General features: G+C 70.2%; 23 protein-coding genes. 19 read left to right on the top strand and 4 right to left on the bottom strand.

The window, feature by feature from the left end; all coding sequences use genetic code 11:
* The first annotated feature begins 76 nt into the window (after positions 1-76).
* The 3 genes from ACH4U8_RS18480 (at position 77) to ACH4U8_RS18490 (ending at position 2,604) form a co-directional block, all read left to right on the top strand.
* Positions 77-1,261, top strand: coding sequence for a lytic transglycosylase domain-containing protein (locus tag ACH4U8_RS18480; protein WP_395778784.1), 1,185 nt, complete (start codon positions 77-79; stop codon positions 1,259-1,261).
* Between the two features lie 129 nt (positions 1,262-1,390).
* A complete protein-coding gene (locus ACH4U8_RS18485; RefSeq protein WP_360305176.1) occupies positions 1,391-1,528 on the top strand; it encodes a hypothetical protein in 138 nt (45 codons plus the stop codon).
* 53 nt (positions 1,529-1,581) lie between these two features.
* Positions 1,582-2,604: a DUF3068 domain-containing protein gene (locus ACH4U8_RS18490; protein WP_360305178.1), complete on the top strand. Its 1,023-nt coding sequence runs from the start codon at positions 1,582-1,584 to the stop codon at positions 2,602-2,604.
* A gap of 3 nt (positions 2,605-2,607) precedes the next feature.
* Here ACH4U8_RS18490 and ACH4U8_RS18495 read toward each other — a convergent pair whose 3' ends face one another.
* Complete coding sequence (locus ACH4U8_RS18495; RefSeq protein ID WP_395778786.1) at positions 2,608-3,474, bottom strand: class I SAM-dependent methyltransferase; 867 nt, start codon at positions 3,472-3,474, stop codon at positions 2,608-2,610.
* Between the two features lie 279 nt (positions 3,475-3,753).
* Here ACH4U8_RS18495 and rpsA point away from each other — a divergent pair, with 279 nt between their 5' ends.
* The 13 genes from rpsA to ACH4U8_RS18560 all read left to right on the top strand — a co-directional run bounded on the left by rpsA (position 3,754) and on the right by ACH4U8_RS18560 (position 19,416).
* A complete protein-coding gene (gene rpsA, locus ACH4U8_RS18500) occupies positions 3,754-5,241 on the top strand; it encodes a 30S ribosomal protein S1 (protein ID WP_360305180.1) in 1,488 nt (495 codons plus the stop codon).
* A 175-nt stretch (positions 5,242-5,416) separates the two neighbouring features.
* Positions 5,417-6,685 (top strand): MFS transporter, encoded by a 1,269-nt coding sequence (locus tag ACH4U8_RS18505; protein WP_395778788.1) that lies wholly within the window; start codon positions 5,417-5,419, stop codon positions 6,683-6,685.
* Positions 6,675-7,724, top strand: a complete 1,050-nt coding sequence (locus ACH4U8_RS18510; RefSeq protein ID WP_395778790.1) for a TolB family protein — start codon at positions 6,675-6,677, stop codon at positions 7,722-7,724. Before ACH4U8_RS18505 ends, ACH4U8_RS18510 begins: the two co-directional genes overlap by 11 nt.
* Before the next feature lie 378 nt (positions 7,725-8,102).
* The gene (locus ACH4U8_RS18515; protein WP_360305185.1) at positions 8,103-8,666 is read left to right on the top strand and encodes a phosphatase PAP2 family protein; all 564 of its coding nucleotides are present in this window, start codon (positions 8,103-8,105) and stop codon (positions 8,664-8,666) included.
* Positions 8,667-8,670: 4 nt separating this feature from the next.
* Positions 8,671-9,648 (top strand): decaprenyl-phosphate phosphoribosyltransferase, encoded by a 978-nt coding sequence (locus tag ACH4U8_RS18520; RefSeq protein ID WP_395778792.1) that lies wholly within the window; start codon positions 8,671-8,673, stop codon positions 9,646-9,648.
* Positions 9,641-11,026: an FAD-binding protein gene (locus ACH4U8_RS18525; protein WP_395778794.1), complete on the top strand. Its 1,386-nt coding sequence runs from the start codon at positions 9,641-9,643 to the stop codon at positions 11,024-11,026. The genes ACH4U8_RS18520 and ACH4U8_RS18525 overlap by 8 nt, the downstream gene beginning before the upstream one ends.
* A gap of 51 nt (positions 11,027-11,077) precedes the next feature.
* Positions 11,078-11,833 carry a decaprenylphospho-beta-D-erythro-pentofuranosid-2-ulose 2-reductase gene (locus ACH4U8_RS18530; RefSeq protein ID WP_360305191.1) on the top strand — a complete coding sequence of 252 codons (756 nt, stop codon included), beginning with the start codon at positions 11,078-11,080 and terminating at the stop codon, positions 11,831-11,833.
* A 141-nt stretch (positions 11,834-11,974) separates the two neighbouring features.
* Entirely contained in the window at positions 11,975-12,574 is a 600-nt protein-coding gene (coaE, locus tag ACH4U8_RS18535) for a dephospho-CoA kinase (RefSeq protein WP_360305193.1), read from the top strand.
* A gap of 91 nt (positions 12,575-12,665) precedes the next feature.
* Positions 12,666-14,744 carry an excinuclease ABC subunit UvrB gene (uvrB, locus tag ACH4U8_RS18540; RefSeq protein ID WP_360305195.1) on the top strand — a complete coding sequence of 693 codons (2,079 nt, stop codon included), beginning with the start codon at positions 12,666-12,668 and terminating at the stop codon, positions 14,742-14,744.
* Positions 14,745-14,955: 211 nt separating this feature from the next.
* Entirely contained in the window at positions 14,956-15,528 is a 573-nt protein-coding gene (locus tag ACH4U8_RS18545) for a TerD family protein (RefSeq protein ID WP_020553592.1), read from the top strand.
* 104 nt (positions 15,529-15,632) lie between these two features.
* Positions 15,633-17,387 (top strand): TerD family protein, encoded by a 1,755-nt coding sequence (locus tag ACH4U8_RS18550; protein ID WP_360305198.1) that lies wholly within the window; start codon positions 15,633-15,635, stop codon positions 17,385-17,387.
* Positions 17,388-17,594: 207 nt separating this feature from the next.
* The gene (locus ACH4U8_RS18555; RefSeq protein WP_360305200.1) at positions 17,595-18,251 is read left to right on the top strand and encodes a 3'-5' exonuclease; all 657 of its coding nucleotides are present in this window, start codon (positions 17,595-17,597) and stop codon (positions 18,249-18,251) included.
* Positions 18,252-18,426: 175 nt separating this feature from the next.
* Positions 18,427-19,416: a TerC/Alx family metal homeostasis membrane protein gene (locus tag ACH4U8_RS18560; RefSeq protein WP_360305202.1), complete on the top strand. Its 990-nt coding sequence runs from the start codon at positions 18,427-18,429 to the stop codon at positions 19,414-19,416.
* Here the strand turns inward: ACH4U8_RS18560 and ACH4U8_RS18565 are convergent.
* Positions 19,413-19,574: a hypothetical protein gene (locus ACH4U8_RS18565; RefSeq protein WP_360305204.1), complete on the bottom strand. Its 162-nt coding sequence runs from the start codon at positions 19,572-19,574 to the stop codon at positions 19,413-19,415. The genes ACH4U8_RS18560 and ACH4U8_RS18565 overlap by 4 nt on opposite strands.
* A gap of 125 nt (positions 19,575-19,699) precedes the next feature.
* On the opposite strand from ACH4U8_RS18565, the gene ACH4U8_RS18570 reads away from it, so the two are divergent.
* Positions 19,700-20,257 (top strand): CGNR zinc finger domain-containing protein, encoded by a 558-nt coding sequence (locus ACH4U8_RS18570; protein ID WP_360305206.1) that lies wholly within the window; start codon positions 19,700-19,702, stop codon positions 20,255-20,257.
* A 24-nt stretch (positions 20,258-20,281) separates the two neighbouring features.
* Here ACH4U8_RS18570 and ACH4U8_RS18575 read toward each other — a convergent pair whose 3' ends face one another.
* Complete coding sequence (locus ACH4U8_RS18575) at positions 20,282-20,938, bottom strand: MBL fold metallo-hydrolase (RefSeq protein WP_360305208.1); 657 nt, start codon at positions 20,936-20,938, stop codon at positions 20,282-20,284.
* 61 nt (positions 20,939-20,999) lie between these two features.
* Positions 21,000-21,734: a maleylpyruvate isomerase family mycothiol-dependent enzyme gene (locus ACH4U8_RS18580; protein ID WP_360305210.1), complete on the bottom strand. Its 735-nt coding sequence runs from the start codon at positions 21,732-21,734 to the stop codon at positions 21,000-21,002.
* A gap of 355 nt (positions 21,735-22,089) precedes the next feature.
* Between ACH4U8_RS18580 and uvrA the strand changes: the two genes are divergently transcribed.
* Both uvrA and ACH4U8_RS18590 read left to right on the top strand, forming a co-directional pair.
* A complete protein-coding gene (gene uvrA / locus ACH4U8_RS18585; RefSeq protein WP_379988049.1) occupies positions 22,090-24,936 on the top strand; it encodes an excinuclease ABC subunit UvrA in 2,847 nt (948 codons plus the stop codon).
* 102 nt (positions 24,937-25,038) lie between these two features.
* Positions 25,039-25,518: a Rieske (2Fe-2S) protein gene (locus ACH4U8_RS18590; protein WP_360305214.1), complete on the top strand. Its 480-nt coding sequence runs from the start codon at positions 25,039-25,041 to the stop codon at positions 25,516-25,518.
* Positions 25,519-25,532 lie beyond the last annotated feature (14 nt).

Genomic DNA, 25,532 nt, shown 5'->3' on the forward strand with positions numbered 1-25,532 from the left:
GGCATAGGTTCGCACGGTCACGGTGTACGACGCCGTCCCGGGAACAGCCGAACTTGCGTACAGAGGGGGGAGCTTCGTGGAAGAGGCCGAGTCGAGGCCCGATCCGCAGAAGCCGGGCACGCCGGACGAGGTCGCGGTCGATGCGGTGGCGGAGTCGATATCCGCCGCCGCTCCCGCGCCGAAGCCGGAGCCCGAGGCGCCGCCGATATCCGGCGGGCCGGACGAACCGGGCAAGCGCAGACGGGTGTTGAATCCGTGGCTGGGCAGCGCGGCGGCGATCCTGGTGGTGTTGGCATGTGGTGCGGCGGTGCAGTCGCCGTTCACCATGGTCACCGCGCATCGAGTGCCCACGTCGGATTTGCCGCGATTGTCCGATCCGGCGCCGGCCGACGGCACTTCGGCGAACGGCGGCGGGCCCAGCCACTTCGAGTTGCCGCCGCCGGTGTTGCCGGCCGCGTTGCCGGGTGCGCCGACCACGTCCGCGCCGGCCTCCGCGTCGGCGACGCCGACCACGTCGGCGGGCACTCGGGGCACCACCGCGACCGGCACCGGTGGCATTCCGCAGACGGTGTTGTTGGCCTATCAGCAGGCGGCCTCGAACCTGGCCCGGATGGACCCGAGCTGCAAGTTGCCGTGGACGTTGCTCGCGGGCATCGGTCGGGTCGAGTCGGAGCACGCGTACGGCGGCAACGTGACCGTGGACGGCACGGCGGTCACCCCGATCCTGGGCCCGCGGCTGGACGGCGGCCCGTGGGCCCGGATTCCCGACACCGACGGTGGTCGCTACGACTTCGACACCGAGTTCGACCGCGCGGTGGGTCCGATGCAGTTCATCCCCTCCACCTGGAAGGGCTGGGGCATGGACGGCAACCGGGACGGCCAGATCAACCCGCAGAACATCTTCGACGCGACGCTGACCGCGGGGCGCTATCTGTGCGCGGGCAACCGGGATCTGTCCACCGGCGCCGGGCTGAACGCGGCGATCCTGTCGTACAACCATTCCGATGCGTACGTGCGCAACGTGATGTCCTGGATGACGTACTACGCGACCGGCGCGCGCTCGGTCCCGGACGCCCGGCAGCCGACGTCCAGGCAGACGCCGACGCCCAAACAGACCACCTCCAAGCCGGCGACGAGCAAACCGGCGAGCAGCCCCACGACCAGTCGTACGGCGAGCGCGTCGGGCTCGATGTCCGCGTCGGCGTCGAGCCGCACGTCCGCCCCGGAGGGCTCGACCGAGGCATCGGCCCCGATCGGGTAGTCGTCATCGTCGGGTAGTCGTAATCCACTCCGCAAAAAACGGGAACCTGTTCTCGTTTCTTGCTACCGTGCCCCATCGTCGACCGTCGCGACGACGGTCGAGGCAGCAGCAGGAAGGTGGGACCGCCACATGCGTTCCTTCGCAGCGGTCGTGGTCGGGGCACTCCTGGCCGTCGGTGCCGCATTCGTGCTGAACGCGTGTGCCATCGGCGACCCCGCCCCGGTGCACCAGCCCCTCCAGGTCACCGCGCCGCCCGGCCGGCCCTAGGCCCGCCCGGCGGATCGGTACCCGGCCCCTCGTCGAGAGAGCACTCCACCCAGATGCGTCGTAAGTCCGGCCTGATCCTGCTGGCCGCCGCGGTCTTTTGTGTCGCCATGGCGCCGCTGTTGCGCGAGTTCGTCTTCCCGAAGCTGGTCGCCAAGGCGCTGGCCGGCGAGGACGCCTACCGGGTCGTGGTGCTGGACGCGAACAACGCCACCCTCCTGGGCGCCCCCGAGGGCAGCGGCGCGGGCAAGGCCAAGGTCACCGCGATCCAGACGATCCGACCGGACGCCAAGGCGGCCAAGGACGGCACCGTCGTGTGGGACCTGAACCTGGCGGTCCTGGACAGCAGCGGCAAGGTGGTCACCCAACTCCCCGAGCGCTACGCGTTCGAGGCGGCCGGCCAGATCCCCAGGAACTGCTGCGGCGAATCGGTCGACGGCGCCCCCGCCGCGCACACCGGACTCGCCTACAAGTGGCCGTTCTTCACCGGCAAGCGCGACTACAACTACTACGACTCGCAGGCGCACAGCGCGAACGTGATCGTGTACAAGGGCACCGAGAAGCGCAGCGGGTTGCAGACCTACCGCTTCGAGCAGGAGGTGCCGTGGATGAAGATCCCGATGCCCCGGCAGCTTCCCGGCGGCCTGGACCCGGCCGCCCTGGAGAAGGACGGCCTCCAGCTCTGGTACACGGTGCTCCGCAGGATGTGGGTCGAGCCGGTCACCGGCATCCCGGTCTACCTGGAGGAGACCCGCAAGGAGGAACTGCGCAGCTCCCCGCCGGCCGACGACCCCAACGCCAAGCCGGTGGTCACCAAGGTCTTCGAGGGCACCTTCGTCCCCCGCCCCGCGTGGTCGCAAAAGCTCATCGCCGACGCCAAGGACCGCAGCGCGACCCTGCGCGCCGTCCACGACACGATCCCGCTCGCCCTCCTGGTCACGGGCGTCCTGCTCTTCCTGATCGCGGTGGCCCTGCAATTCGTCGCCGACCGCCGGAACCGCCCGACCCCCACCCCCGCCGGCCGGCCGACCACCGACGGGGCCGAGCCCGCGCCGGTGGGTGGTGAGGTCGGCCGCTGAGGATCAGTGCTTCTCGCACACGAAGATCGCCGTCCCCGGCAACAGCCGCCCGCGCAGCGGGCTCCAGCCTCCCCACACCGACTCCAGTTCCTCCGGCCACTCCGGCTCGACCAGATCGACGAGCCGGAACCCCGCGCCCACCACCTCGCGCACCCGGTCGCCCAGCGTGCGGTGTTGTTCGACGTAGGTCGCCCGACCGGTGTGGTCCTGCTCCACGTACGGCGTGGTGTCGAAGTACGAGGTGACCGCCGTCAGCCCCTCCGGCCCGGGTTCGTCGGGGAAGGCCCAGCGCACCGGGTGGGTGATCGAGAAGACCCAGCGCCCGCCCGGCCGCAACACCCGGAACACCTCGCGCATGATGCCCGCGCCGTCCGGGCTGAACGGCAACGCGCCGTACGCGGAAAAGGCCAGGTCGAAGCTCGCGTCGGCGAACGGCAGCCGCGCCGCGTCGGCCTGCACCACCGGCACCCGGGTGCCGTGCTCGACGTCCAGGCGGCGCGAATGCCGGAGTTGGCGCAACGACAGGTCCAGCGCGACCGGGTGGGCGCCACGCGCGAGCAACCGGCGCGAACACTGCGCCGCGCCCGCGCCGACCTCCAGGACGACGCGCCCCTCGACCGGGCCCAGCAGCTTGACGCGGTCCTCGTCGAGCCCCTCCGGGCACCAGGTGAATCGCGCGTCGCCGAGGAAATCGCCGTGCTCGACCTGATACTCGTCGGCGTTGGCGTCCCACCACTGGCGGCCGGCCCGCACACTCTCCACGAGCCCCACCTTGCGCCGCACCGCGTCGTCGCCGTCGTCGAGCTCGTCCGGATCGACGTAGCGCGCCGCGAGGGACGCGTGCGGGTCGGGGGAAGTGGGGCGGTTCACAGGGCTCCAGTCGCTGCGGGCGGGCACGGACGCGCGTAGGGTACTCCCTTCGGGGCGTCCCGGTTGACCCCATGCATCCCGTGCGCGTTGACCGCACCCGGTCGGCCCCGTATGCTGCAAGTTGCGCCGCGGGCCTGCGTGAACTCAGACGGAGCAGGTCGCGCTCACCTTTGTCGATCCCACGCCATCCTCTTGCATGGACGCGGGCGTCGGGGGCGAAACCGGGTCCACAAGCGTGTTTGAAAACGACTTCTGTCCGTACCCGGAGCCCTTACCCACATGACGAGCAGCACCGAGGCCACGCCCAGCACCACCCCGCAGGTGGCGGTCAACGACATCGGCTCCGAGGAAGACTTCCTCGCAGCGATCGATGAGACGATCAAGTACTTCAACGACGGCGACATCGTGGATGGCGTGATCGTCAAGGTCGACCGGGACGAGGTCCTGCTCGACATCGGTTACAAGACCGAAGGCGTCATCCCGTCCCGCGAGCTTTCCATCAAGCACGACGTGGACCCCCACGAGGTCGTCACTGTCGGTGACCACATCGAGGCCCTGGTTCTCCAGAAGGAGGACAAGGAAGGCCGCCTGATCCTCTCGAAGAAGCGGGCTCAGTACGAGCGCGCTTGGGGCACCATCGAGAAGATCAAGGAAGAAGACGGCATCGTCACCGGTACCGTCATCGAGGTCGTCAAGGGTGGCCTCATCCTGGACATCGGCCTCCGCGGCTTCCTCCCGGCCTCGCTGGTCGAGATGCGTCGCGTGCGTGATCTCCAGCCGTACGTGGGCAAGGAGCTCGAAGCCAAGATCATCGAGCTGGACAAGAACCGCAACAACGTGGTCCTGTCCCGCCGTGCCTGGCTCGAGCAGACCCAGTCCGAGGTGCGTCAGACCTTCCTCACGACCCTGCAGAAGGGTCAGGTCCGCACGGGCGTCGTGTCCTCGATCGTCAACTTCGGTGCGTTCGTGGACCTCGGCGGCGTCGACGGTCTCGTGCACGTCTCCGAGCTGTCCTGGAAGCACATCGACCACCCGTCCGAGGTTGTCGAGGTCGGCCAGGAAGTCACCGTCGAGGTCCTCGACGTCGACATGGACCGCGAGCGTGTCTCCCTGTCGCTGAAGGCGACCCAGGAAGACCCGTGGCAGCAGTTCGCCCGGACGCACCAGATCGGCCAGGTCGTTCCCGGCAAGGTCACCAAGCTCGTTCCGTTCGGCGCGTTCGTCCGCGTGGACGAGGGCATCGAGGGTCTGGTGCACATCTCCGAGCTGGCCGAGCGCCACGTGGAGATCCCGGAGCAGGTCGTCCAGGTCGGCGACGAGATCTTCGTCAAGGTCATCGACATCGACCTCGAGCGTCGCCGCATCAGCCTCTCGCTGAAGCAGGCCAACGAGGCGTTCGGCGCGGACCCGGCCACGGCCGAGTTCGACCCGACCCTCTACGGCATGGCCGCGACGTACGACGACTCGGGCAACTACATCTACCCCGAGGGCTTCGACCCGGAGACCAACGACTGGCTCGAGGGCTTCGACAAGCAGCGCGAGGAGTGGGAGAAGCAGTACGCCGACGCCCAGACGCGCTTCGAGTCGCACCAGCAGCAGGTCGTCAAGGCCCGCGAGGCCGAGGCCGAGGCCGTGGCCGGCGAAGCCGCGGGCGCGTACTCCTCGGGCGGTGACGACGAGGTCGAGGCCGACACCACCGGTGGCGCCCTGGCCTCCGACGAGGCGCTCGCCGCGCTCCGCGAGAAGCTGGCGGGCGGCCAGAGCTGACCTCGGTCGACTCTGCCGAACACGGTGTTCGACGTGATTCGTAGGTAGCGATACCGACGCAGGCGAAGGCCCCACTTCCCTTCGGGGAGGTGGGGCCTTCGTGCTTTCCCGGTGCCGAGGCGCGAACGCGGCTAGGGTCGGGACCGTCACACGGCAGCCTGGGGGGTGTGCGGGGGTGTACGTCTCGTCCGGACGTCCGGAAGCGGCGACCGAGGCGGCGATCGGGCCGCCCGGGTCCGGGGTCGGCGCGGTGGTCACCGGCAATGTGATCGCGCTCGGCCTGGTCAGCCTGGTCACCGACGTCTCCTCCGAGATGGTCACCGCGGTGATGCCGGTCTACCTGGTCACCGGACTCGGCCTGACCATGCTCCAGTTCGGCTTCCTGGACGGCCTGTACTCCGGGGTCACGGTCTTCCTGCGGCTGGTCGGCGGGCACCTCGCCGACCGGTTCGCCGCGCGCAAACAGGTCGCCGCGGTCGGCTACGGGATGTCGGCGGTGGCCAAGCTCGGACTGCCGCTGGTGGGTGCCTCGGTGCCGGGCATCGGCGCGGTGCTGGCGGCCGACCGGGCGGGCAAGGGGCTGCGGACCGCGCCCCGGGACGCGCTCATCTCGCTGTCCAGCGGCCCGCAGGCGCAGGGGCGCGCGTTCGGCGTGCATCGGGCGCTGGACACCGTCGGGGCGTTCACCGGCCCGCTGGTGGCGTTCGCCATCCTGGCCGCGGTGGGCACCGCCTACGACGCGGTGTTCGTGGTGAGCTTCTGCGTGGGGCTGATCGGTGTCGCGATGCTGGTGCTGTTCGTGCGCGACCACCGCGACCCGGTCGAGCATCGGCCCGGGTGGCGCGACGGGCTGGGGCTGTTGCGGGATCGGTCCTATCGCCGGCTGTGTGTGGTGGCGACCGTGCTCGGTCTGGTCACCGTCAGCGACGCGTTCGTCTATCTGCTGCTCCAGCACCGGCTGTCGATCCAGCCGCACTGGTTCCCGCTGCTTCCGCTGGGCACCGCCGGGGTCTACCTGGTGCTCGCGCTGCCGCTGGGTCGCCTCGCCGACCGGGTGGGCCGGCGGCGGGTGTTCCTGGCCGGGCACGGCGTGTTGCTCGCGGCGTATCTGCTGCTCGGGGGTCCGCTCGACGGGGTCGCGTTGCTGATCGCGGTGCTCGCGCTGCACGGGGTGTTCTACGCGGCCACCGACGGGGTGCTCGCGGCGGCGGTGGGCGCGCGGTTGCCGGCGACGGGCCGGGCGGGCGGGCTCGCGGTGGTGCAGACCGGGCAGGCCGCAGGCCGGTTCGCGTCCTCGATGATCTTCGGCGCGCTGTGGACGGCCTGGGGGCCGGCCGGCGCGATCCGGGTGCTGGCCCTCGCGCTCGCGGTGGCCTTGCTCGGCTCGGCGCTCGCCCTCGCGGGCGGCGGGCGCGTGCGGGGAAGGGTGCGCGATGTCCGTTGACGCACCGGTGAAACCGGCACTGACCAGGGGCCGGATCCTGATCTTCGTCCTGGTGCTGATCCTGCTCGCGGGGGTCGCGATCGGGTACACGGTGTACGCGGTCAAGCGTGAGGACGAGCGGCTGCACGGCGGTTCGGGAACCGCGCCGGGCGGGCCGCCGCTGACCCTGGCCGGGGCGCCGCGACTGCTGTTTCGCAGCACCGAGTCGGGCCCGGGGTACGGGCATCTGGCGACCGTCGCGGCGGCCGATCCGGGCGGGCCGCGCACGGTGGGCGAGCGCTCGTGCGACCGGGTCTACGCGGCCGGCGGCACCGCGGTGTGCCTGGCCACCGAGGGCGGCCTCACCCGCACCGGCGTGGCGCTGGTGCTGGACGCCGACCTGCGCCAGGTGCGCCGGGTCGAACTCGCGGGCACGCCCAACCGGGCGCGCGTGTCGGCGTCGGGCCGGATGGCCTCGTGGACGGTGTTCGTCTACGGGGACTCCTACGCCTCGACGACCTTCTCGACCCGTACCTCGATCCTGGACACGCGCACCGGCGAACTGGTCGCCAACCTGGAGGACTTCACCACCACTCGGGACGGCAAGGAACTCAGGTCGCCGGACCGCAACTTCTGGGGCGTCACCTTCACCGCGGACGACAACACGTTCTACGCCACGCTGTCCACCAACACCTCCGGCCGCACCTACCTGGTGCGCGGCGACCTGCGGGCCCGCACCATGACGGTGCTGCGGGAGAACGTCGAGTGCCCGTCGTTGTCCCCGGACGGCACCCGCCTGGTGTTCAAGAAGAAGGTCTCGCAGAGCACCCGCAATCCGTGGCGACTGTACGTGCTCGACCTGGCGAGCATGCGCGAGACACCGCTCGCGGAGACCCGGGGTGTGGACGACCAGGCGATCTGGCTGGACGAGCGCACGGTGGGCTACGCACTGCCGACCGGGGCGGGCGCGGCCACCGATGTGTGGTCCGTCCCGGCCGACGGAAGCGGCGCTCCGGTGCGCCTGGTGGCGGGCGGCTTCTCGCCCGTGCCGCTGCGCTGACCCGACCCCGCCGAAGGGCGAACTCCCGTCCCAGGACGCGCTTGTGCATCGGCCCGGCATCGCGCAGGCTGCGGGTCTGCCACAGTTCCGTCACGAAAGGTCGCCGCCTCGCACCGGCGCCGTCACCCGTTTGACAGCGTCTGACCAGGAACGACGAGGTATCGCGGGGGCGTGGCCGGCGCGGGCCCGCCCCGGTGGTCGCCGGGCCGGCTCGGCGAAGAGCCCGTGCTCGGTTCGCGTACCCTGACTCACTGGTGCCATGCGCCGGGCTTGTATGGAAGTGGCCCGTGTGGCGGTCGGGACGACCGCCGGAGCACGTAGGCCCCCGGACTTCGGGGCAGGGCGCCCATTCGACGTGCGGTAGGAATGAGGATCTCGATGGCCTTTGGTGGAGCGTTCGCCACCGGGCAGGTAGTCAAGACGGTCGGCGCTTCCGACGTCGCCCTGTACCGCGGCGTGCGCGGGCGTACCGGACATCCGGTCGTCCAGCGCACGAGCAAGGCGCTGTCCTTCGCCGGGGAGCACGCCGGGGTCTGGCTCGCCGCCGGACTGGTCGGCGCGGCAGTGGACCGCGGCCGTCGGCCGGAGTGGCTGCGCGCCACCGCCACCGTCGCCGGCGCACACGTGGCCAGCATGGTGGTCAAGCGTGTGGTGCGCCGACCGCGGCCGGCCATACCGGGCCTGGAGCCGACGGTGCGGACCGCCGGTCGGCACAGCTTCCCGTCCTCGCACTCGGTGTCCTCCGCCGCCGCCGCCGTGGCGTTCCACGGCCTCCTGCCCACCGCCGTCACGGGTACGGCCGCCGCTGCGACGTGTTTCTCGCGGCTCGTCGTGGGCGTCCACTATCCGTCCGACGTGGCCGCCGGCGCGACCATGGGTCTCGCGGCCGGCGGCCTGGGCCGCGCCTGGGCTCGTCGGGCACAGCGTCCGAAGGGGTTCTGAGGTCTTGAGTACATCCGAAGTCGAATCTCCGCTCGAGTCGAGTGAGGCCCTGGTTCCGACCGCGGCCGGCACCACCCCCGTCGAGGCGCCTGCGCGCCCGGCGCACGGGGGTCTCGCGGGCGGTCTGCTGAAGTTGGCCCGGCCCAAGCAGTGGGTCAAGAACGTGCTCGTGTTCGCCGCGCCCCTGGCGGCCGGACGGCTGGACGAGGGCTACGTCCTCGGGCACAGCGCGATCATGTTCGTACTGTTCTGCCTGGCCGCCTCGGCGATCTACTACATCAACGACGCGTTCGACGTCGAGGCCGACCGCGAGCACCCGACCAAGCGCAACCGCCCGATCGCCTCGGGCGCGGTGCCGGTCAAGCTCGCGTGGGTGCTGGGGCCGATCCTGGGCATCACCGCCGTCGTGCTCGGGGTGTTGCTGTGCAACCCCGGGACCGCGCTGGTGCTGGCGCTGTACGTGGTGCTCAACGTCGCGTACTGCTTCTCCTTCAAGCACGTCGTGGTGCTCGACCTGGCCATGGTCGCCTCCGGCTTCCTGTTCCGGGCGATGGCCGGCGGTACCGCCTCCGAACTGCCGCTGTCGCGTTGGTTCCTGCTGACCGCGGGCTTCGGTTCGCTGTTCATGGTGGCCGGCAAGCGCTACTCGGAGATGGTCCTGATGGGCGAGGAGGCCGCCAAGACGCGTGCCTCGCTGGCCAACTACTCGATCACCTACCTGCGTTTCGTGTGGCAGATGGCGGTGTCGGTGACGCTGCTCACCTACTCGCTGTGGGCGTTCCAGATTCCCGAGGGCGATTCGACGCTCGCCTGGCACCAGTTGTCGCTGGTTCCGTTCGGTTTCGCGTTCCTGCGCTACGCCGTCTACGTGGACGCCGGAACCGCCGGGTCCCCCGAGGACGTTCTTCTCAAGGACAAGGTCCTCGTCGGCCTTGGCTTCGCCTGGCTTCTCACCTTTGTTCTGGGGGTTTTCCATGTCTGACGGCCCGTCGGCCGACGTACGACCAACCGCGCGGCGGGTCAGCCTGAACGGTTGGGGACGCACCACCCCCACCTTCGCCGACGTCGTGCGCCCCACCGACCGCGACCAGGTCGCGACCGCGTTGGGGCAACGCACCTCGCGCGGGGTGATCGCCCGCGGCCTGGGCCGCTCGTACGGCGATCCCGCGCAGAACGCCGGCGGCACCGTGCTGGACATGACCGGCCTGGACCGGATCCTCGCGGTGGACCTCGAACGCGGCCTGGTCACCTGCGAGGCCGGGGTGAGCCTGGACCGGCTGATCGAACTGTTCGTCCCGTTCGGCTTCTTCGTGCCGGTCACCCCGGGCACCCGGCAGGTCACCGTGGGCGGCGCGATCGGTGCCGACGTACACGGCAAGAACCACCACGCGGACGGCAGCTTCTGCAACCACGTCCTGTCCATCGACATGTTGATGGCCGACGGCACCGAGCGCACGATCACCCCCGAGGGCGACCCGGAGTTGTTCTGGGCCACCGCCGGCGGCATGGGCCTGACCGGCCTGATCCTGTCCGCGACCATCCGGATGACGCCCATCGAGACCTCGCTCGCGTCGGTGGACACCGACCGCACGAAGAACCTCGACGAGGCCATGGCGCTGATGGCCGAGACGGACGAGAAGTACACGTACACCGTCGCCTGGCTGGACTGCCTGGCCAAGGGCGCCAACCTGGGCCGCTGCGTGCTCACCTGCGGCGAGTTCGCCGCGCTCGACGACCTGCCCGTGAAGAAGCGCCGGGACCCGCTGCGTTTTCGCACCGGCTCGCTGCTGACCGTCCCGGACCTGGTCCCGGGGCGGCTGCCGAACAAGCTCACCATGGGCATGTTCAACGAGCTGTGGTACCGCAAGGCGCCCAAGCACAAGGTCGGCCAACTGCAGTCGATCACCGGGTTCTTCCACCCGCTGGACCTGGTCCAGGAATGGAACCGGGTCTACGGGCGGACCGGCTTCCTCCAGTACCAGTTCGTGGTGCCGTTCGGGCGCGAGGACGGCCTGGTCAAGGCGGTCGAGACGATCAGCGCGCACGGCGCGCCCTCCTCGCTCACGGTGCTCAAGCGGTTCGGTCCCGGCAACGAGGGCTTCCTGTCCTTCCCCAAGCCGGGGTGGACGCTGACGCTCGACTTCCCGACCAACACGCCCGGGCTGGCGCGGCTGCTCAAGCAGCTCGACGAGATCGTGCTGACCAACGAGGGCCGGTTCTACCTCGCCAAGGACTCGCGGATGGACCCGGCCGACCTGGCCCGGATGTACCCGCGGCTGGAGCGCTTTCGCGAGGTGCGGGCCAAGGTCGACCCGGACGGGATCTTCGTCTCCGACCAGGCCCGCCGACTCGGGATCTGACCCACCCCTTCTTCCGTCGTCTCGTGAACCACGTTTTGTGAAGGACACACCGTGAAAGACGCCCTGGGCGCACCGCAGTCCCTGCTCGTTCTCGGCGGCACCTCCGAGATCGCGCTGACCACGGCTCGCGCGATGGTCGCCGAGCGGGTCCGGCGGGTCGTGCTCGCCGGTCGCCCCTCCGCCGCGCTGGACACGGCCGCCGAGGAACTGCGCGGCCTCGGCGCGAGCGTCGAGGTGGTCGGCTTCGACGCGGCCGAGACCGACGACCACGAGAAGACCATCGACGAGGTCTTCGCCGCCGGCGACATCGACGTCGTGCTGCTCGCCTTCGGTGTGCTGGGCGACCAGGAGGCGGACGCGAAGTCCCCGGCCGCCGCCGCGCGCGTCGCGCAGGTCAACTACGTGGGCGGCGTCTCGGCCGGGCTGGCGGCGGCCAACGCGCTGTCCCGGCAGGGCCACGGCGCGCTCGCGGTGATCTCCTCTGTGGCCGGCGAGCGGGCCCGCAAGTCGAACTTCATCTACGGCTCGACCAAGGCCGGCCTGGACGCGTTCGCCCAGGGCCTGGGCGACAAGCTGCACGGCACCGGCGTGCACGTGATGGTGGTGCGGCCGGGCTTCGTCAGGACCAAGATGACCGAGGGTCTGCCGGACGCGCCGCTGGCCACCACGCCCGAGGCGGTCGCCGAGGCGATCGTCAAGGGCCTGCGCCGCAAGTCGTCCGTGGTCTGGGTGCCGGGCCAGTTCCGCTTCGTGATGTCCGCGCTGCGGCACGTGCCGCGGCCGATCTTCCGCAAGCTGAACATCTGACCCGCGGCCTGTGCACGCGAGCCCGTCCCGTCCTCGGGGCGGGCTCGCGCGTATTGCGGGCCGGCGCCCTTCTACCCTGGGGTCGCCTGGCCTACCGTGGCCCGGTCTTGGTCCACCCGAAAGACGTACGAGGGGCGCCACATGGGCAGCAGGGGCAACGTCGGGCTCACCGGCGGCATCGGAGCCGGCAAGAGCGAGGTGGCGCGCCGGCTCGCCGAACTGGGCGCGGTGGTGATCGACTCGGACCGGATCGCGCGCGAGGTGGTGGCACCGGGCACGCCGGGGCTGGCCGCGGTGGTGGCCGAGTTCGGCGAATCGGTGTTGCTGCCGGACGGCTCGCTGGATCGCCCGGGGCTGGGCCGGATCGTCTTCGGCTCGCCGGATCGGCTGGCCGCGCTGAACGCGATCGTGCACCCGCTGGTCGGCGCGCGCGCGGCGGAGCTGACGGCCGCCGCCGGGGAGGACGCGGTGCTGATCAACGACGTGCCGCTGTTGGCGGAGAACGACCTGGCGAAGCTGTACGACCTGGTGGTGGTGGTGGACGCCGCTCCCCAGACGCAGCTCGACCGGCTGGTTCGGCTGCGGGGCATGCCGGAGGCCGACGCTCGGGCCCGGATGGCCGCGCAGGCTTCGCGCGAGCAGCGGTTGGCCGTCGCGGACGTGGTGATCGACAACGACGGGCCGCTGACGGCGCTGGAGCCGCAGGTGCGCGCGTTGTGGGAGCGGCTGACGGGGGCCTGAGCGGCTGCGGAGCGGCGTGATCGGGCCTCGCGGCTGCAAGGCGTTGCTCGGTTCACGACGCTTGTCGGTGCGGACCCGTAACGTGTATCCCGTGCGACCCATTACCGATCTCGAACGCAAAGTGGCGCCCTTCGAGGTCGTCAGTCCCTATCGGCCGTCCGGTGACCAGCCGCAGGCGATCGATCTTCTGGAACAGCGGGTCGACGCGGGCGACAAGAACGTGGTGTTGCTCGGCGCGACCGGCACCGGCAAGTCGGCGACGACCGCGTGGATGATCGAGCGGCTCCAGCGGCCGACTCTGGTCATGGCGCCCAACAAGACCCTCGCGGCGCAGCTCGCCAACGAATTTCGTGAGCTGTTGCCCAACAACGCCGTCGAGTACTTCGTCTCGTACTACGACTACTACCAGCCCGAGGCGTACGTCCCGACCACGGACACCTACATCGAGAAGGACTCCTCGATCAACGAGGAGGTCGAGCGGCTGCGGCACTCGACCACCAACTCGCTGCTGACCCGCCGGGACGTGGTCGTGGTCGCGTCCGTGTCCTGCATCTACGGCCTGGGCACCCCGCAGGAATACGTGGACCGGATGGTTCGGCTGCGGGTCGGCGAGGAGATCGAGCGGGACGCGCTGCTGCGCCGCTTCGTCGGCAACCAGTACACCCGCAACGACGTCGCGTTCACCCGCGGCACCTTCCGGGTGCGTGGGGACACGATCGAGATCTTCCCGGTCTACGAAGAGCTGGCCGTGCGGATCGAGATGTTCGGCGACGAGATCGAGTCGCTGATGACGCTGCACCCGCTCACCGGCGAGGTGGTCAGCGAGGACGACGAGCTCTATGTCTTCCCCGCCACGCACTACGTGGCCGGCCCCGAGCGGATGGAGCGCGCGGTCGCCGGGATCGAGCGGGAGCTGGAGGAGACGCTCGCCCGGATGGACAAGCAGGGCAAGGTGCTGGAGTCCCAGCGGCTGCGGATGCGGACCACGTACGACATCGAGATGCTCCGCCAGATCGGCACCTGCTCCGGCATCGAGAACTACTCGCGGCACATGGACGGCCGCGAGGCGGGCACCGCGCCGAACACGCTCCTCGACTACTTCCCCGAGGACTTCCTGCTGGTGCTGGACGAGTCGCACGTGACGGTGCCGCAGATCGGCGCGATGTACGAGGGTGACGCGTCGCGCAAGCGCACCCTGGTCGAGCACGGCTTCCGGCTGCCCTCCGCGATGGACAACCGCCCGCTCAAGTGGGAGGAGTTCCTGGAGCGCGTCGGGCAGACGGTGTACCTGTCCGCGACCCCCGGCAAGTACGAGCTGGCCAAGGCGGACGCGGTGGTCGAGCAGATCATCCGCCCGACCGGCCTGATCGACCCCGAGGTCGTGGTCAAGCCGACCGAGGGCCAGATCGACGACCTGCTGCACGAGATCCGCACCCGGGCCGAGAAGGACGAGCGGGTCCTGGTCACCACGCTGACCAAGAAGATGTCCGAGGACCTCACGGACTACTTCCTGGAGCAGGGGGTGCGGGTGCGCTACCTGCACAGCGACATCGACACGCTGCGCCGGGTCGAGCTGCTGCGCGAGCTGCGGCTGGGCGAGTACGACGTGCTGGTCGGCATCAACCTGCTGCGCGAGGGCCTGGACCTGCCCGAGGTCTCGCTCGTGTCCATCCTGGACGCGGACAAGGAGGGCTTCCTGCGCTCGGGCACATCGTTGATCCAGACCATCGGTCGGGCGGCGCGCAACGTGTCCGGCCAGGTGCACATGTACGCGGACAAGATCACCCCGTCGATGGCCAAGGCGATCGACGAGACCAACCGCCGACGCGCCAAGCAGATCGCGTACAACACCGAGCGCGGCATCGACCCGCAGCCGCTGCGCAAGAAGATCGTGGACATTCTCGACTCGATCTCGCGCGAGGACGCGGACACCGCCGATCTGTTGGCCGGCAACAAGGGTCGGCAGAAGGCGCCGGTGCCCTCGTTGGGCAAGAAGGCGGCGACGGACAATCTGCCCGCGGCCGATCTCGCGGACATGATCCGGGTGATGACCGAGCAGATGCACGCCGCGGCTTCCGAACTGCAATTCGAACTGGCCGCGCGGTTGCGCGACGAGGTCGGGGAGCTGAAGAAGGAGCTGCGCGGGATGAAGGCGGCGGGCATCGCCTGACCCGCGGCCGGGACGGATCACGGGCATCGGGGAACGGCCTGCGAAGCCCGTACGTCTTGACCGGTAGGTTCGTGATCCTGAATGTCACCGAGGGGGCTCGCCGGGACACCGGCGACTCCCGAGGACTACTCTGCGGCCGTGTGGGCCCGCCCCGACCCGGGGACGGCGTTCGCGAGCCGCGTGACCAAATCTGTGAGGGGAGACGTCGCCAGTGGCCGTCAACATGTCCAAGGGCCAGAGGATTTCACTCGACAAGCCGGGTGGTGGCGAGCTGACCATGGTCCGGATGGGCCTGGGCTGGGACGCCATCAAGCGCCGCGGCCTGTTCGGCAGCCGGGAGAAGGAGGTCGACCTCGACGCGTCGTGCGTGCTCTTCGCGGAGAACCAGCCGGTCGACGTCTGCTACTTCGGCCAGCTCACCAGCAAGGACGGGTCCGTTCGCCACACCGGCGACAACCTGACCGGGCACGGTGACGGCGACGACGAGTCGATCCTCGTGGACCTGTCCCGCGTGCCGGTGCACGTGGACCAGATCATCTTCACGGTCAGCTCCTTCCAGGGGCAGACCTTCCAGGAGATCGAGAACGCGTTCTGCCGGATCGTGGACGAGACCACGAACACCGAGCTGGCGCGCTACACGCTCTCCGGCGGTGGCAACTACACCGGCCAGATCATGGCCAAGCTCTACCGGCACGGCACCGGCTGGAAGATGGCCGCGATCGGCGAGCCCGCGCACGGTCAGACCCTGCGTGACCTGCTCCCGGCTCTGATGGCGCACCTGTAGGACGCACAACCAAACATGGTGGGCGGGCCGGGACGGGCGGAGTACGCCTCCCGGCCCGCTCGCGCGGGGTCCGTCCCGGCGGGGCGGGGAGGGGACGAACGCACGTGAGCACCGAACTGGTACGGGGTCAGAACCTGGCACTGCCCGACACCCGGGTGGAGGTCGAGATCGCGGCACAATGCCCGGTCGAGCTGGTGGTGACCCTGGTGGGGGCCGACGATCGGGTCCGCGACGACGACGACGTGATCCAGCGCGGCGGTGGCGACACCGTCGGGGCGACCATCCGTCAGGCCGGTGCGACCTTCGAGCTGGACCGGCTGCCCGCCGAGATCGAGCGGGTGCTGGTCGGCGCCTCGCTGGAGGGCGGCGGGGTGGACCGGTTCGGCGTGGTCGCGGCGCCGGTGGTGACCGTGCGGGCGGCCGGGGAGGACCTGGCCACGTTCCGGATCACCGATCTGGGCAGCGAGCGCGCGTTGCAGACCGTGGAGCTGTATCGACGCCAGGGTGCGTGGAAGGTGCGCGCCGTGGGGCAGGGCTACGAGGCCGGCCTGGAGGCGCTGCTCAAGGACGTCGGCGTGCAGAACCGGGCGCGGGTGGTGGACCGGGCGCGCACCGCGCTCGGCGGACCGGCCGCCGCGCCGTTCAGCGCCGCGAACGCGCCCACCGAGCCGCGCGAGCCGGGCACCGCGCCGCGGGTGGATCAAAACGGCGGCATGGCGTGGGCCGCGGCCCCGCCGGACGTCGAGCGCGAGGCCGCGCAGCGGGCGGCGCGGCGCGAGGTGGAGAAGCTGTACGAGCAGGTCTGGGGCGTGTTCGAGGACGCGGCGCGATCGGCCGCCGCCTACCGGTCGGCGATCGAGTACGCCGACGGTCGGTTGGACAAGGAGCTGGAGGGGGTCCTGAGCGACCCCGCCGCGCGCTTCTCGCCCGCGGGGCTCGCCGCGCAGGACACCGCGCGCGACCGGCACCGGGCGTTGGCCGAGCAGGCCAAGGCCGTGCTCGATCGGGACACCGCGCAGTTGGTCGGCGAGGTCGAGCAGTTGGAGCCGAACCTGCCGCCGGTGATGGCGCGTTGGGACAGCACGTCGTGGGCCGGGTGGCAGGCGCCGGAGGACGGGGCGCCGGCGATTCGGCTCGGCGATCTGCATCTGCCGGAGCGGCCGGAGTTGCGGGTGCCGATGGTGTTGCGGCTGCCGATGGATCGCGGGTTGTGGATCGACACCGGTGCCAGTGGCCTGGAGGGCGAGCGGGGCAATGGCGCGGAGCGGGCGGACGAGCTCGCGGTGTCGTTGACCGCGCGGATGTTCGCGGCGTTCCCGGTGGGCGAGTTCAAGGTGCACGTGGTCGACCCGGCGGGCAAGGGTACGGCTGCCGCGCCGTTGCAGCCGCTGGCCTCGTCCGGGCTGCTGGTGGGGCCGGTGGCCACCGACGCGGCCGACGTGTCCGCGTTGCTGGGGCGGATCCTGGACCGGATCGAGCTGGTGCGGATGGCGGTGGCCAACGACGCGGTGGACGCGCTGCCGGACGATTTGGATCTGGCCCGACAGTTGGTGCTCGTGCACGACTTCCCGTTCGGCTTCGACGATCGCAGTGCGGCGCAGTTGCGGCACATCGTCGAGGAGGGCCCCAGGGTCGGGGTGCACGTGATCGTGGTGGGCTCGCGCGGGGACGCCGAGTCGTTCGGGCCGTTGCTGGATCCGTTGTGGCGCTCGTTGTTGCGGCTCACCGCGATTCCGGAGGACCACATCATGGACCCGTGGATCGGGCTGCCGTGGGTGTACACGGCGGATCTGCCGTCCGGCGGTGCGGAGGCCACGCGGCAGTTGTTGTCCTGGGTCGCGGGCACGGACGGGCGCTGAGCGCGGGGTTCGGCCGCCGGCCGGGTGGCCTCGAACGCGGGCCGGGCCGGCGTGGGCTGTTCGGGTGGCTGTCGGGGCCGCCGCCCGGTGCCCGGGTGGGGGCGAAGCGGGTGGTTTGTGGCAATGCGGTGAATCGGGCGGGGCGGGGGTCATAGACTCTCGCCCCGTCGGTCGTGACCAAGGCGGCCGGGGGAGAGGGATGTCGCCTTGTTCGCCTATGCCGATCCCGTGCGCACGCTCGGGGTGCCCGCCGAGGTTGCCCGGACCGAATTCGCGGTCGTCGACCTGGAGACCACGGGGTTCTCGCCGGCGCGCGGGGATCGCATCGTGGAGATCGGCGTGGTGCGCGTCCGCGGCACCGGCGAGGTGCTGCGCGAGTGGACCACGCTGCTGGATCCGGGGCGTTCGGTGGGCGCGAGCCACGTACACCGGATCACCGCCGCCGACGTGGTGGGCGCGCCCCGGTTCGCGCAGATCGCCCGCGAGTTGGCCGGGTTGCTGGCGGACGCGGTGGTGGTCGCCCACAACGCGTCCTTCGAACAGCGCTTCCTGGAGGCCGAGTTCGTCGCGGCCGGCCTGGCGCCGCCGACGTTGCCGGCGTTGTGCACGATGAAGCTGGCGAAGGCGTCCGGGCTGCCGTTGGCCGACCACAAGCTCGGGACGTGTTGTGCGCACTTCGGGCTGACCTTCCCCGACGCGCACGCGGCCCTGGCCGATGCCCGGGTGACCGCGCGGCTGCTGCCGCTGCTGTTGGCGGGGCTGGGTACCCGCAGTCTGGGGCTGCCGGTGCCGCCCGCCCGGGCCCCGGAGCGGCTGCCCGCGCCCGTACTCAAGCCGCGCCGGGGGTTCGCGCCGGGGATCTGACGGGTATCCGGGCACTTCGACCGGGCCGGCGCCGCAGGTCTTCTGACGGCCTGTCACCAGGGTTTGGCAAAGGATCGCTTGGTCTTTCCTTTACCTTCTGGCATCCTGGAGGCAATCGGAGGGGTACATCCCCCCTCCGGCGATGACGCGACCCCCCACGTCTGCCGGAGGCGCAGTGGACGTTTCACCCGTTGCCTGGATCCTGACCATCGTCGTGCTGCTGGCACTGGTGGCAGTCGATCTGTTCCTCAATCGCAAGCCGCACGAGGTCACCCTCAAGGAGGCGTCCCTCTGGGGCGTCTTCTGGGTCGGCCTCGCCGTGCTGTTCGGAATCGGCCTGTGGGTCTTCTCCGGGTCGGCACCCGCCGGCGAGTTCTTCGCCGGCTTCATCACCGAGAAGTCGCTGAGTGTCGACAACCTGTTCGTGTTCGTACTGATCATGGGCAAGTTCGCGGTGCCGCCGCAGTATCAGCAGCGGGTGCTGCTGGTCGGCGTGTTGCTCGCGCTGGTGCTGCGCGGCATCTTCATCGCCGCCGGCGCCGCGGTCGTCGCCGCGTTCTCGTGGGTCTTCTTCATCTTCGGCGCGTTCCTGATCTGGACCGCGTGGAAGCTGATCAAGGAGGCCCAGTCGGACGAGGAGGAGGAGTTCGAGGAGAACGCCCTCCTGCGCAAGGTCGAGAAGGTGTTGCCGACCACCGACGGCTACCGCGACATGAAGCTCGTGGTGAAGGAGAACGGCAAGCGTCTCGTCACGCCGATGTTGATCGTGATGATCGCCGTCGGCACCACCGACGTGCTGTTCGCCCTGGACTCCATCCCGGCGATCTTCGGCCTCACCAAGGAGCCGTACATCGTCTTCACCGCGAACGCGTTCGCGCTGATGGGCCTGCGCCAGCTCTACTTCCTGATCGGCGGGCTGCTCAAGAAGCTCGTCTACCTGTCGTACGGCCTGTCGGTGATCCTCGGCTTCATCGGGATCAAGCTGATCTTCGAGGCGCTGCACGGTCAGGGTGTGCACGTGCCGGAGATCGGCATCCCGCTCTCGCTCGGCGTGATCGTGTTGACCTTGACGGTGACCACGGTGCTGAGCCTGCGCAAGAACAAGAAGGACGAGCTCGCGGCGGCCGAGGCCGAGGCGTCCGCCGACAAGGACGCGAGCGTCTAGTTCGGAAGCGGTACGGCCGGCGGCCCCTGGGCGAGGAGCACCTCGTGCGGGGGCCGCTGTGTCGTGGTGGGCCGCAGACGCACACCGACGCTGCCGCACAGGCAGCGGGTGTAGACGATCTCGCCCTGGGATGTGGAGTGTCGGGACAGTACGGTCATGCGCGGATCCTCGATCCGTCCGCAGGCGTCGCACCGGGAAGACATCGGGTTGCCCCCAGGTTGAATAGGGTAATGGGTGTCCTGGTGTAGCTCCTTACATATCCGGCAGCTTAGGTAAGGGTTCAATGGAAGTCAACGGTTACCGTAGTGACGGCGTCGGCGCTGCCGTCGCGATGGTCAACGCGTGGACGGGCGCGGACGGCGTGCCGCCGGATCTGGAATCCGCGCGGGAGGTGCTGAGCACGTTCTCGTTCCTGGTCGCGGATCTGACGCGGGAGGAGCTGGAACCCCTGGTCGAGTGGGCCGGCGAGCTGCGCGCCTTCTTCGTGATCGGCGACCTGGAGGCGGGCGTGGCGCAGATCAACGCGCTGCTGGCGCGGGTCGAGGTGCGTCCGCGGCTGGTGGATCACGGCCGCGGTCTGCACCTGCACCACGCGCCCTCGGGGGTGCCGTTCGTGCAGCGCATTCGGATCAACACCGCGGTGGGGTTGGCCAACCTGGTGGCCGACTACGGCCTGGGGCGGTCCGGGGTGTGCGCGGCCACCGACTGCGAGCGGGTGTTCGCGGACACCTCGCGCAACGGCCGCAAGCGCTACTGCTCGGACGCGTGCGCCAACCGCGCCAACGTGGCCGCGCACCGGGCCCGGCGTCGGGCGGCGGCGCCGAGCGCCGGTCGGGCCTGACCCGACCGTCGCTCGGCGGCGACATCACCAGCGGCGTTCGCGCCACTCGGTCAGGGCGGGGCGCTCGGCGCCGAGGGTGGTGTCGTTGCCGTGCCCCGGGTAGACCCAGGTCTCGTCCGGGAGCCGGTCGAAGAGCTTGTGCTCGACGTCGTCGATCAGCCGATCGAACGCGGCCGGGTCGCCGAAGGTGTTGCCCACCCCGCCGGGGAACAGGCAGTCGCCGGTGAACAGGTGCGGGTGGCCCTTGGGGTCGTCGTACAGCAGCGCGATGCTGCCCTCGGTGTGGCCCACCAGGTGGATGGCCCGCAGTTCGATCGCGCCGAAGGCGATCGTGTCGCCGTCGTCCACGAGCACGTCGGTGGGCACCGGCACGGCCTCGGCGTCGTCGCGCCCGGCCAGCGTGGTCGCGCCGGTGTGCGCGACCACTTCGGCGAGCGCCTGCCAGTGGTCCTGGTGCCGATGCGTGGTGACCACCTTCGCCAGGCCGCCGTCGCCCACCAGGGTGATCAGCGTGCCGGCGTCGTTGGCCGCGTCGATCAACAACTGTTGATCGGTGGCGCGGCAGCGGAGCAGGTAGGCGTCGTTGTCGTAGGGCCCGACGGCCACCTTGGTGATCATCAGATTGGCCAGCTCGCGCACGGCCGGGGCGCCGCCGACCTTCACGGATCCGTGATACGTCATACGAGCCATCCTCCCCGGCCGCGGCCACTCTCGGCTACCGACCGGCGGATGCCGCCGCCGGTTACATCCACGCGGGCAGCGGTGGCAGCCGGCCGAACGGCTCGACGGTCAGGCCGTCGCCGTTGGTCCGGCCGATCAGCCACGCGAGCAGCGACTGTCGGCGACCGGAGACGACCGCGGCGGGAGCCACGCCCTCCGGGCCGATCAACGACTCGCGGTGGGTGATGTCGTCGCGCAGCAGCAGCGGCGGGCAGTCCGGTCGACCCCGGAAGGAGGCGGCCACCTCGTTCAGCTCACGCTCGGTGTACTCGGTCGGCCAGTGCGCCGGGGTCCAGCCCGCGTCCAGGTCGACGTGGTGGATGTACAGCTCGCGCAGTCGTTTGGCGGGCAGCGTCGTGGCGGCGATCTCGCCCGCGTTGCGCGCGGTGACCTTGGCGCCCCACGCGGTCGGCGTCATCGCGGTGAACGCCTGGGCGAACCGGTTGGACGCGTCGTAGAGGTCGGTGAGCTGCTCCTGCGGCGGTCGACCGGCGCCCTCGTCGATGGCCCGGTCGCGGGCGTCCCCCGGCGGGTACATCGGCGTCGGGATCCCGGTGCGGGCCCAGTTCAGCAGGTTGGTCAGGGCGTCCGCGTTGCGCGCGAGGTGGGTCAGCACATGGCCTCTGCTCCACCCGGGCAGCAACGACGGACCGGCCAGGTGCTCGGGCGTCAGTCGTTCCGCGGTCGCCAATACCTGCGCGGTCGCTTCGTTGATCTCCGCGAGCAGAGCGGCGGGGTCGAACCCGTCCGTGGTCACGCATACCTCCCCCGGATCGCCCTCGCCGCCGAACCGCGGGACGAGACGGGTCCCGGTGCGGCGAGGTCTTGGGGTTTCACCTTAGTGGCGCGAGTCGGCCCGAGTGCCCGGGCCGAAGCTTCACACGATCGAGTGAAGAGTGGTCCGAGGAAGTTTTGTTCGAATGAATGTGCGATAGCCTGGCGGCTCAAAGGGGAACAAAAACCTGCCGCAGGCTGCTTACGATGGCGCGAGGCATGGCTTCGGTCGGCTTGGTCCCGATCCGCGCCGCCTCGATCCGCACTGTCGACGCGTACCGATCAGCTCGACATCATTCAGCCGCAGCGGCATGTCGTCGAAGGGTTTCGATTCTCAAGTGGCCGACCGTCTCATCGTCCGTGGCGCGCGCGAGCACAACCTCAAGGACGTCTCCCTCGACCTACCGCGCGACGCGCTCATCGTCTTCACCGGCCTGTCCGGCTCCGGGAAGTCCTCGCTCGCGTTCGACACGATCTTCGCGGAGGGACAGCGCCGCTACGTCGAGTCGCTGTCGTCCTACGCGCGCCAGTTCCTCGGGCAGATGGACAAGCCCGACGTCGACTTCATCGAGGGCCTGTCGCCCGCGGTCTCGATCGACCAGAAGTCGACGAACCGCAACCCGCGCTCCACGGTCGGCACGATCACCGAGGTCTACGACTACCTGCGCCTGCTCTACGCCCGGATCGGTCACCCGCACTGTCCGCAGTGCGCCCGTCCGATCGCCCGGCAGAGCCCGCAGCAGGTGGTCGACCGGGTGCTGGAGTTGGAGGAGGGCACCCGCTTCCAGGTGCTCTCGCCGATCGTGCGCGAGCGCAAGGGCGAGTTCGTCGACCTGTTCGCCGAACTCCAGTCCAAGGGCTACAGCCGGGCCCGGGTGGACGGCGCGGTGATCCAGCTCACCGACCCGCCCAAGCTCAAGAAGCAGGAGAAGCACACCATCGAGGTGGTCATCGACCGCCTGACCGTCAAGTCCTCGGCCAAGCGCCGACTGACCGACTCGGTGGAGACCGCGCTCTCGCTCGGCTCCGGCATGGTCATCCTGGACTTCGTCGACCTGCCCGAGGACGACGCCAATCGCGAGCGGATGTTCTCCGAGCACCTCTACTGCCCGTACGACGACCTGTCGTTCGAGGAACTGGAGCCGCGCTCGTTCTCCTTCAACTCGCCGTTCGGCGCCTGCCCGGACTGCACCGGCATCGGCACCCGGATGGAGGTCGACCCGGAGCTGGTGGTGCCCGACGGGCAGAAGTCGTTGGACGAGGGCGCGCTCGCGCCGTGGTCGAGCGGACACGCCTCGGAGTACTTCGGCCGGCTGGTGGCCGCCGTCGCGGAGGAGATGGGCTTTCGGACCGACATCGCCTGGGACGGCCTGCCGCAGCGGGCCAAGAAGGCGCTGCTGAACGGCCACAAGACGCAGATCCACGTCAAGTACAAGAACCGCTACGGCCGCGAGCGCTCGTACTACACGTCCTTCGAGGGCGCGCTGCCCTACATCGTGCGCCGGCACTCCGAGGCGGAGACCGACACCAGTCGCGAGCGCTTCGAGGGCTACATGCGCGAGGTGCCGTGTGCCACGTGTCACGGCGCCCGGCTCAAGCCGATCGTGCTCGCGGTGACCATCGCGGACAAGTCGATCGCCGACGTCGCGTCGATGTCGATCAGCGACTGCGCCGACTTCCTCGGCCGGATCAAGCTGGTGGCGCGGGAGAAGAAGATCGCCGAGCGGGTGCTCAAGGAGGTCAACGAGCGGCTGAAGTTCCTGGTCGACGTCGGCCTGGACTACCTCTCGCTGAGTCGGGCCGCCGGCACCCTGTCCGGCGGCGAGGCGCAGCGCATCCGGCTCGCCACCCAGATCGGCTCCGGTCTGGTCGGCGTGCTCTACGTGCTCGACGAGCCGTCCATCGGCCTGCACCAGCGGGACAACCACCGGCTGATCGAGACCCTGGTCCGGCTGCGCGACATGGGCAACACGCTGATCGTGGTCGAGCACGACGAGGACACCATCCGGGTCGCCGACTGGGTCGTGGACATCGGTCCCGGCGCGGGCGAGCACGGCGGCGAGGTGGTGCACTCGGGCAGCTACAAGGAACTGCTCAAGAACAAGCGTTCGGCGACCGGCGACTACCTCTCCGGCCGCAAGTCGATCGCCACGCCCACCGAGCGTCGGGTGCCGGACAAGAAGCGTCGCCTGGTCGTGCACGGCGCCCGGGAGAACAACCTGCGCGACGTCGGCGTGGCCTTCCCGCTCGGCGTGTTCACCGCGGTCACCGGCGTGTCCGGCTCGGGCAAGTCGACCCTGGTCAACGACATCCTGTACACGCACCTGGCCCGCGAGCTCAACGGCGCCCGCCTGGTGCCCGGCCGGCACACCCGGATCACCGGGACCGAGCTGGTGGACAAGGTCGTGCACGTGGACCAGGGCCCGATCGGGCGCACCCCGCGCTCGAACCCGGCCACCTACACCGGCGTGTTCGACCACGTGCGCAAGTTGTTCGCGGAGACCACCGAGGCCAAGGTGCGCGGCTACCTGCCGGGCCGGTTCTCGTTCAACGTCAAGGGCGGTCGCTGCGAGAACTGCTCGGGCGACGGCACGATCAAGATCGAGATGAACTTCCTGCCGGACGTCTACGTGCCGTGCGAGGTCTGCCACGGCGCGCGGTACAACCGGGAGACCCTGGAGGTGCACTTCAAGGGCAAGAACATCTCCGAGGTGCTCGACATGCCGATCGAGGAGGGCCTGGCCTTCTTCGAGGCGGTCCCCGCGATCGCCCGGCACCTGCGCACCCTCAACGACGTCGGTCTGGGTTACGTGCGGCTGGGCCAGCCCGCGACCACGCTGTCCGGTGGCGAGGCGCAGCGCGTCAAGCTCGCCTCCGAACTGCAGCGCCGTTCCACCGGCAAGACGGTCTACGTGCTCGACGAGCCGACCACCGGTCTGCACTTCGAGGACATCCGTCGGCTCCTGGGCGTGCTCACCAGCCTGGTCGACAAGGGCAACACGGTGATCGTGATCGAGCACAACCTCGACGTGATCAAGACCGCCGACTGGGTGGTCGACCTGGGCCCCGAGGGCGGCAGCGGCGGTGGTCTGGTGGTCGCGGAGGGCACTCCCGAGGAGGTCGCCGAGGTGCCCGGCAGCCACACCGGCAAGTTCCTCCAGGACGTGCTCTACGACCGACGGTGACGTGAGCGGCCTTCGGGCCGGGTGCGAGGATTGACCGGCCTCACGGTGGCGTGCCCCGAACGGGGCACGCCACCGGCGTCACCGTTCACAAGGAGATCCCGGATGACCCCGCAGCAGCAGCCCCGACCCGAGACCGCGCCCGACCCGGCGGCGGCCGAGCACGGGCCGGACCGGCGCACGCTGCTGCGCACAGCCGCGGTGGTCGGCGCGGTCGGCGCCGCCGGGCTCGCCATGACCGCGTGCACCGCGGACAACCAGCCCGCGTCGCCGCACGAGAAGAAACTGCTCGACGGTCCGGTCACGGTGGGTCGCTCCGAGGACGTGACGGTCGGCAAGGGCAAGGTCTACACCGACACCTCGATCGTGGTGACCCAACCGGCGAAGGACGATTACAAGGCGTTCGACGCGCGTTGTCCGCACCAGGGGTGTCTGGTCACCAAGGTCGACCAGGGTGTCATCCAGTGCCAGTGCCACGGCAGCCAGTTCTCGATGAACGACGGTTCCGTCGTACGCCGACCCGCGAAGCGCGGCCTGACGCCGCTGCCGGTCACGGTCGCGAACGGCGAAATCGTGGTGGGTTGACCGCAAAAATCTGT

This window comes from Embleya sp. NPDC020886, from assembly GCF_044333915.1.
In the GTDB taxonomy this organism is placed as follows: Bacteria; Actinomycetota; Actinomycetes; order Streptomycetales; family Streptomycetaceae; genus Embleya.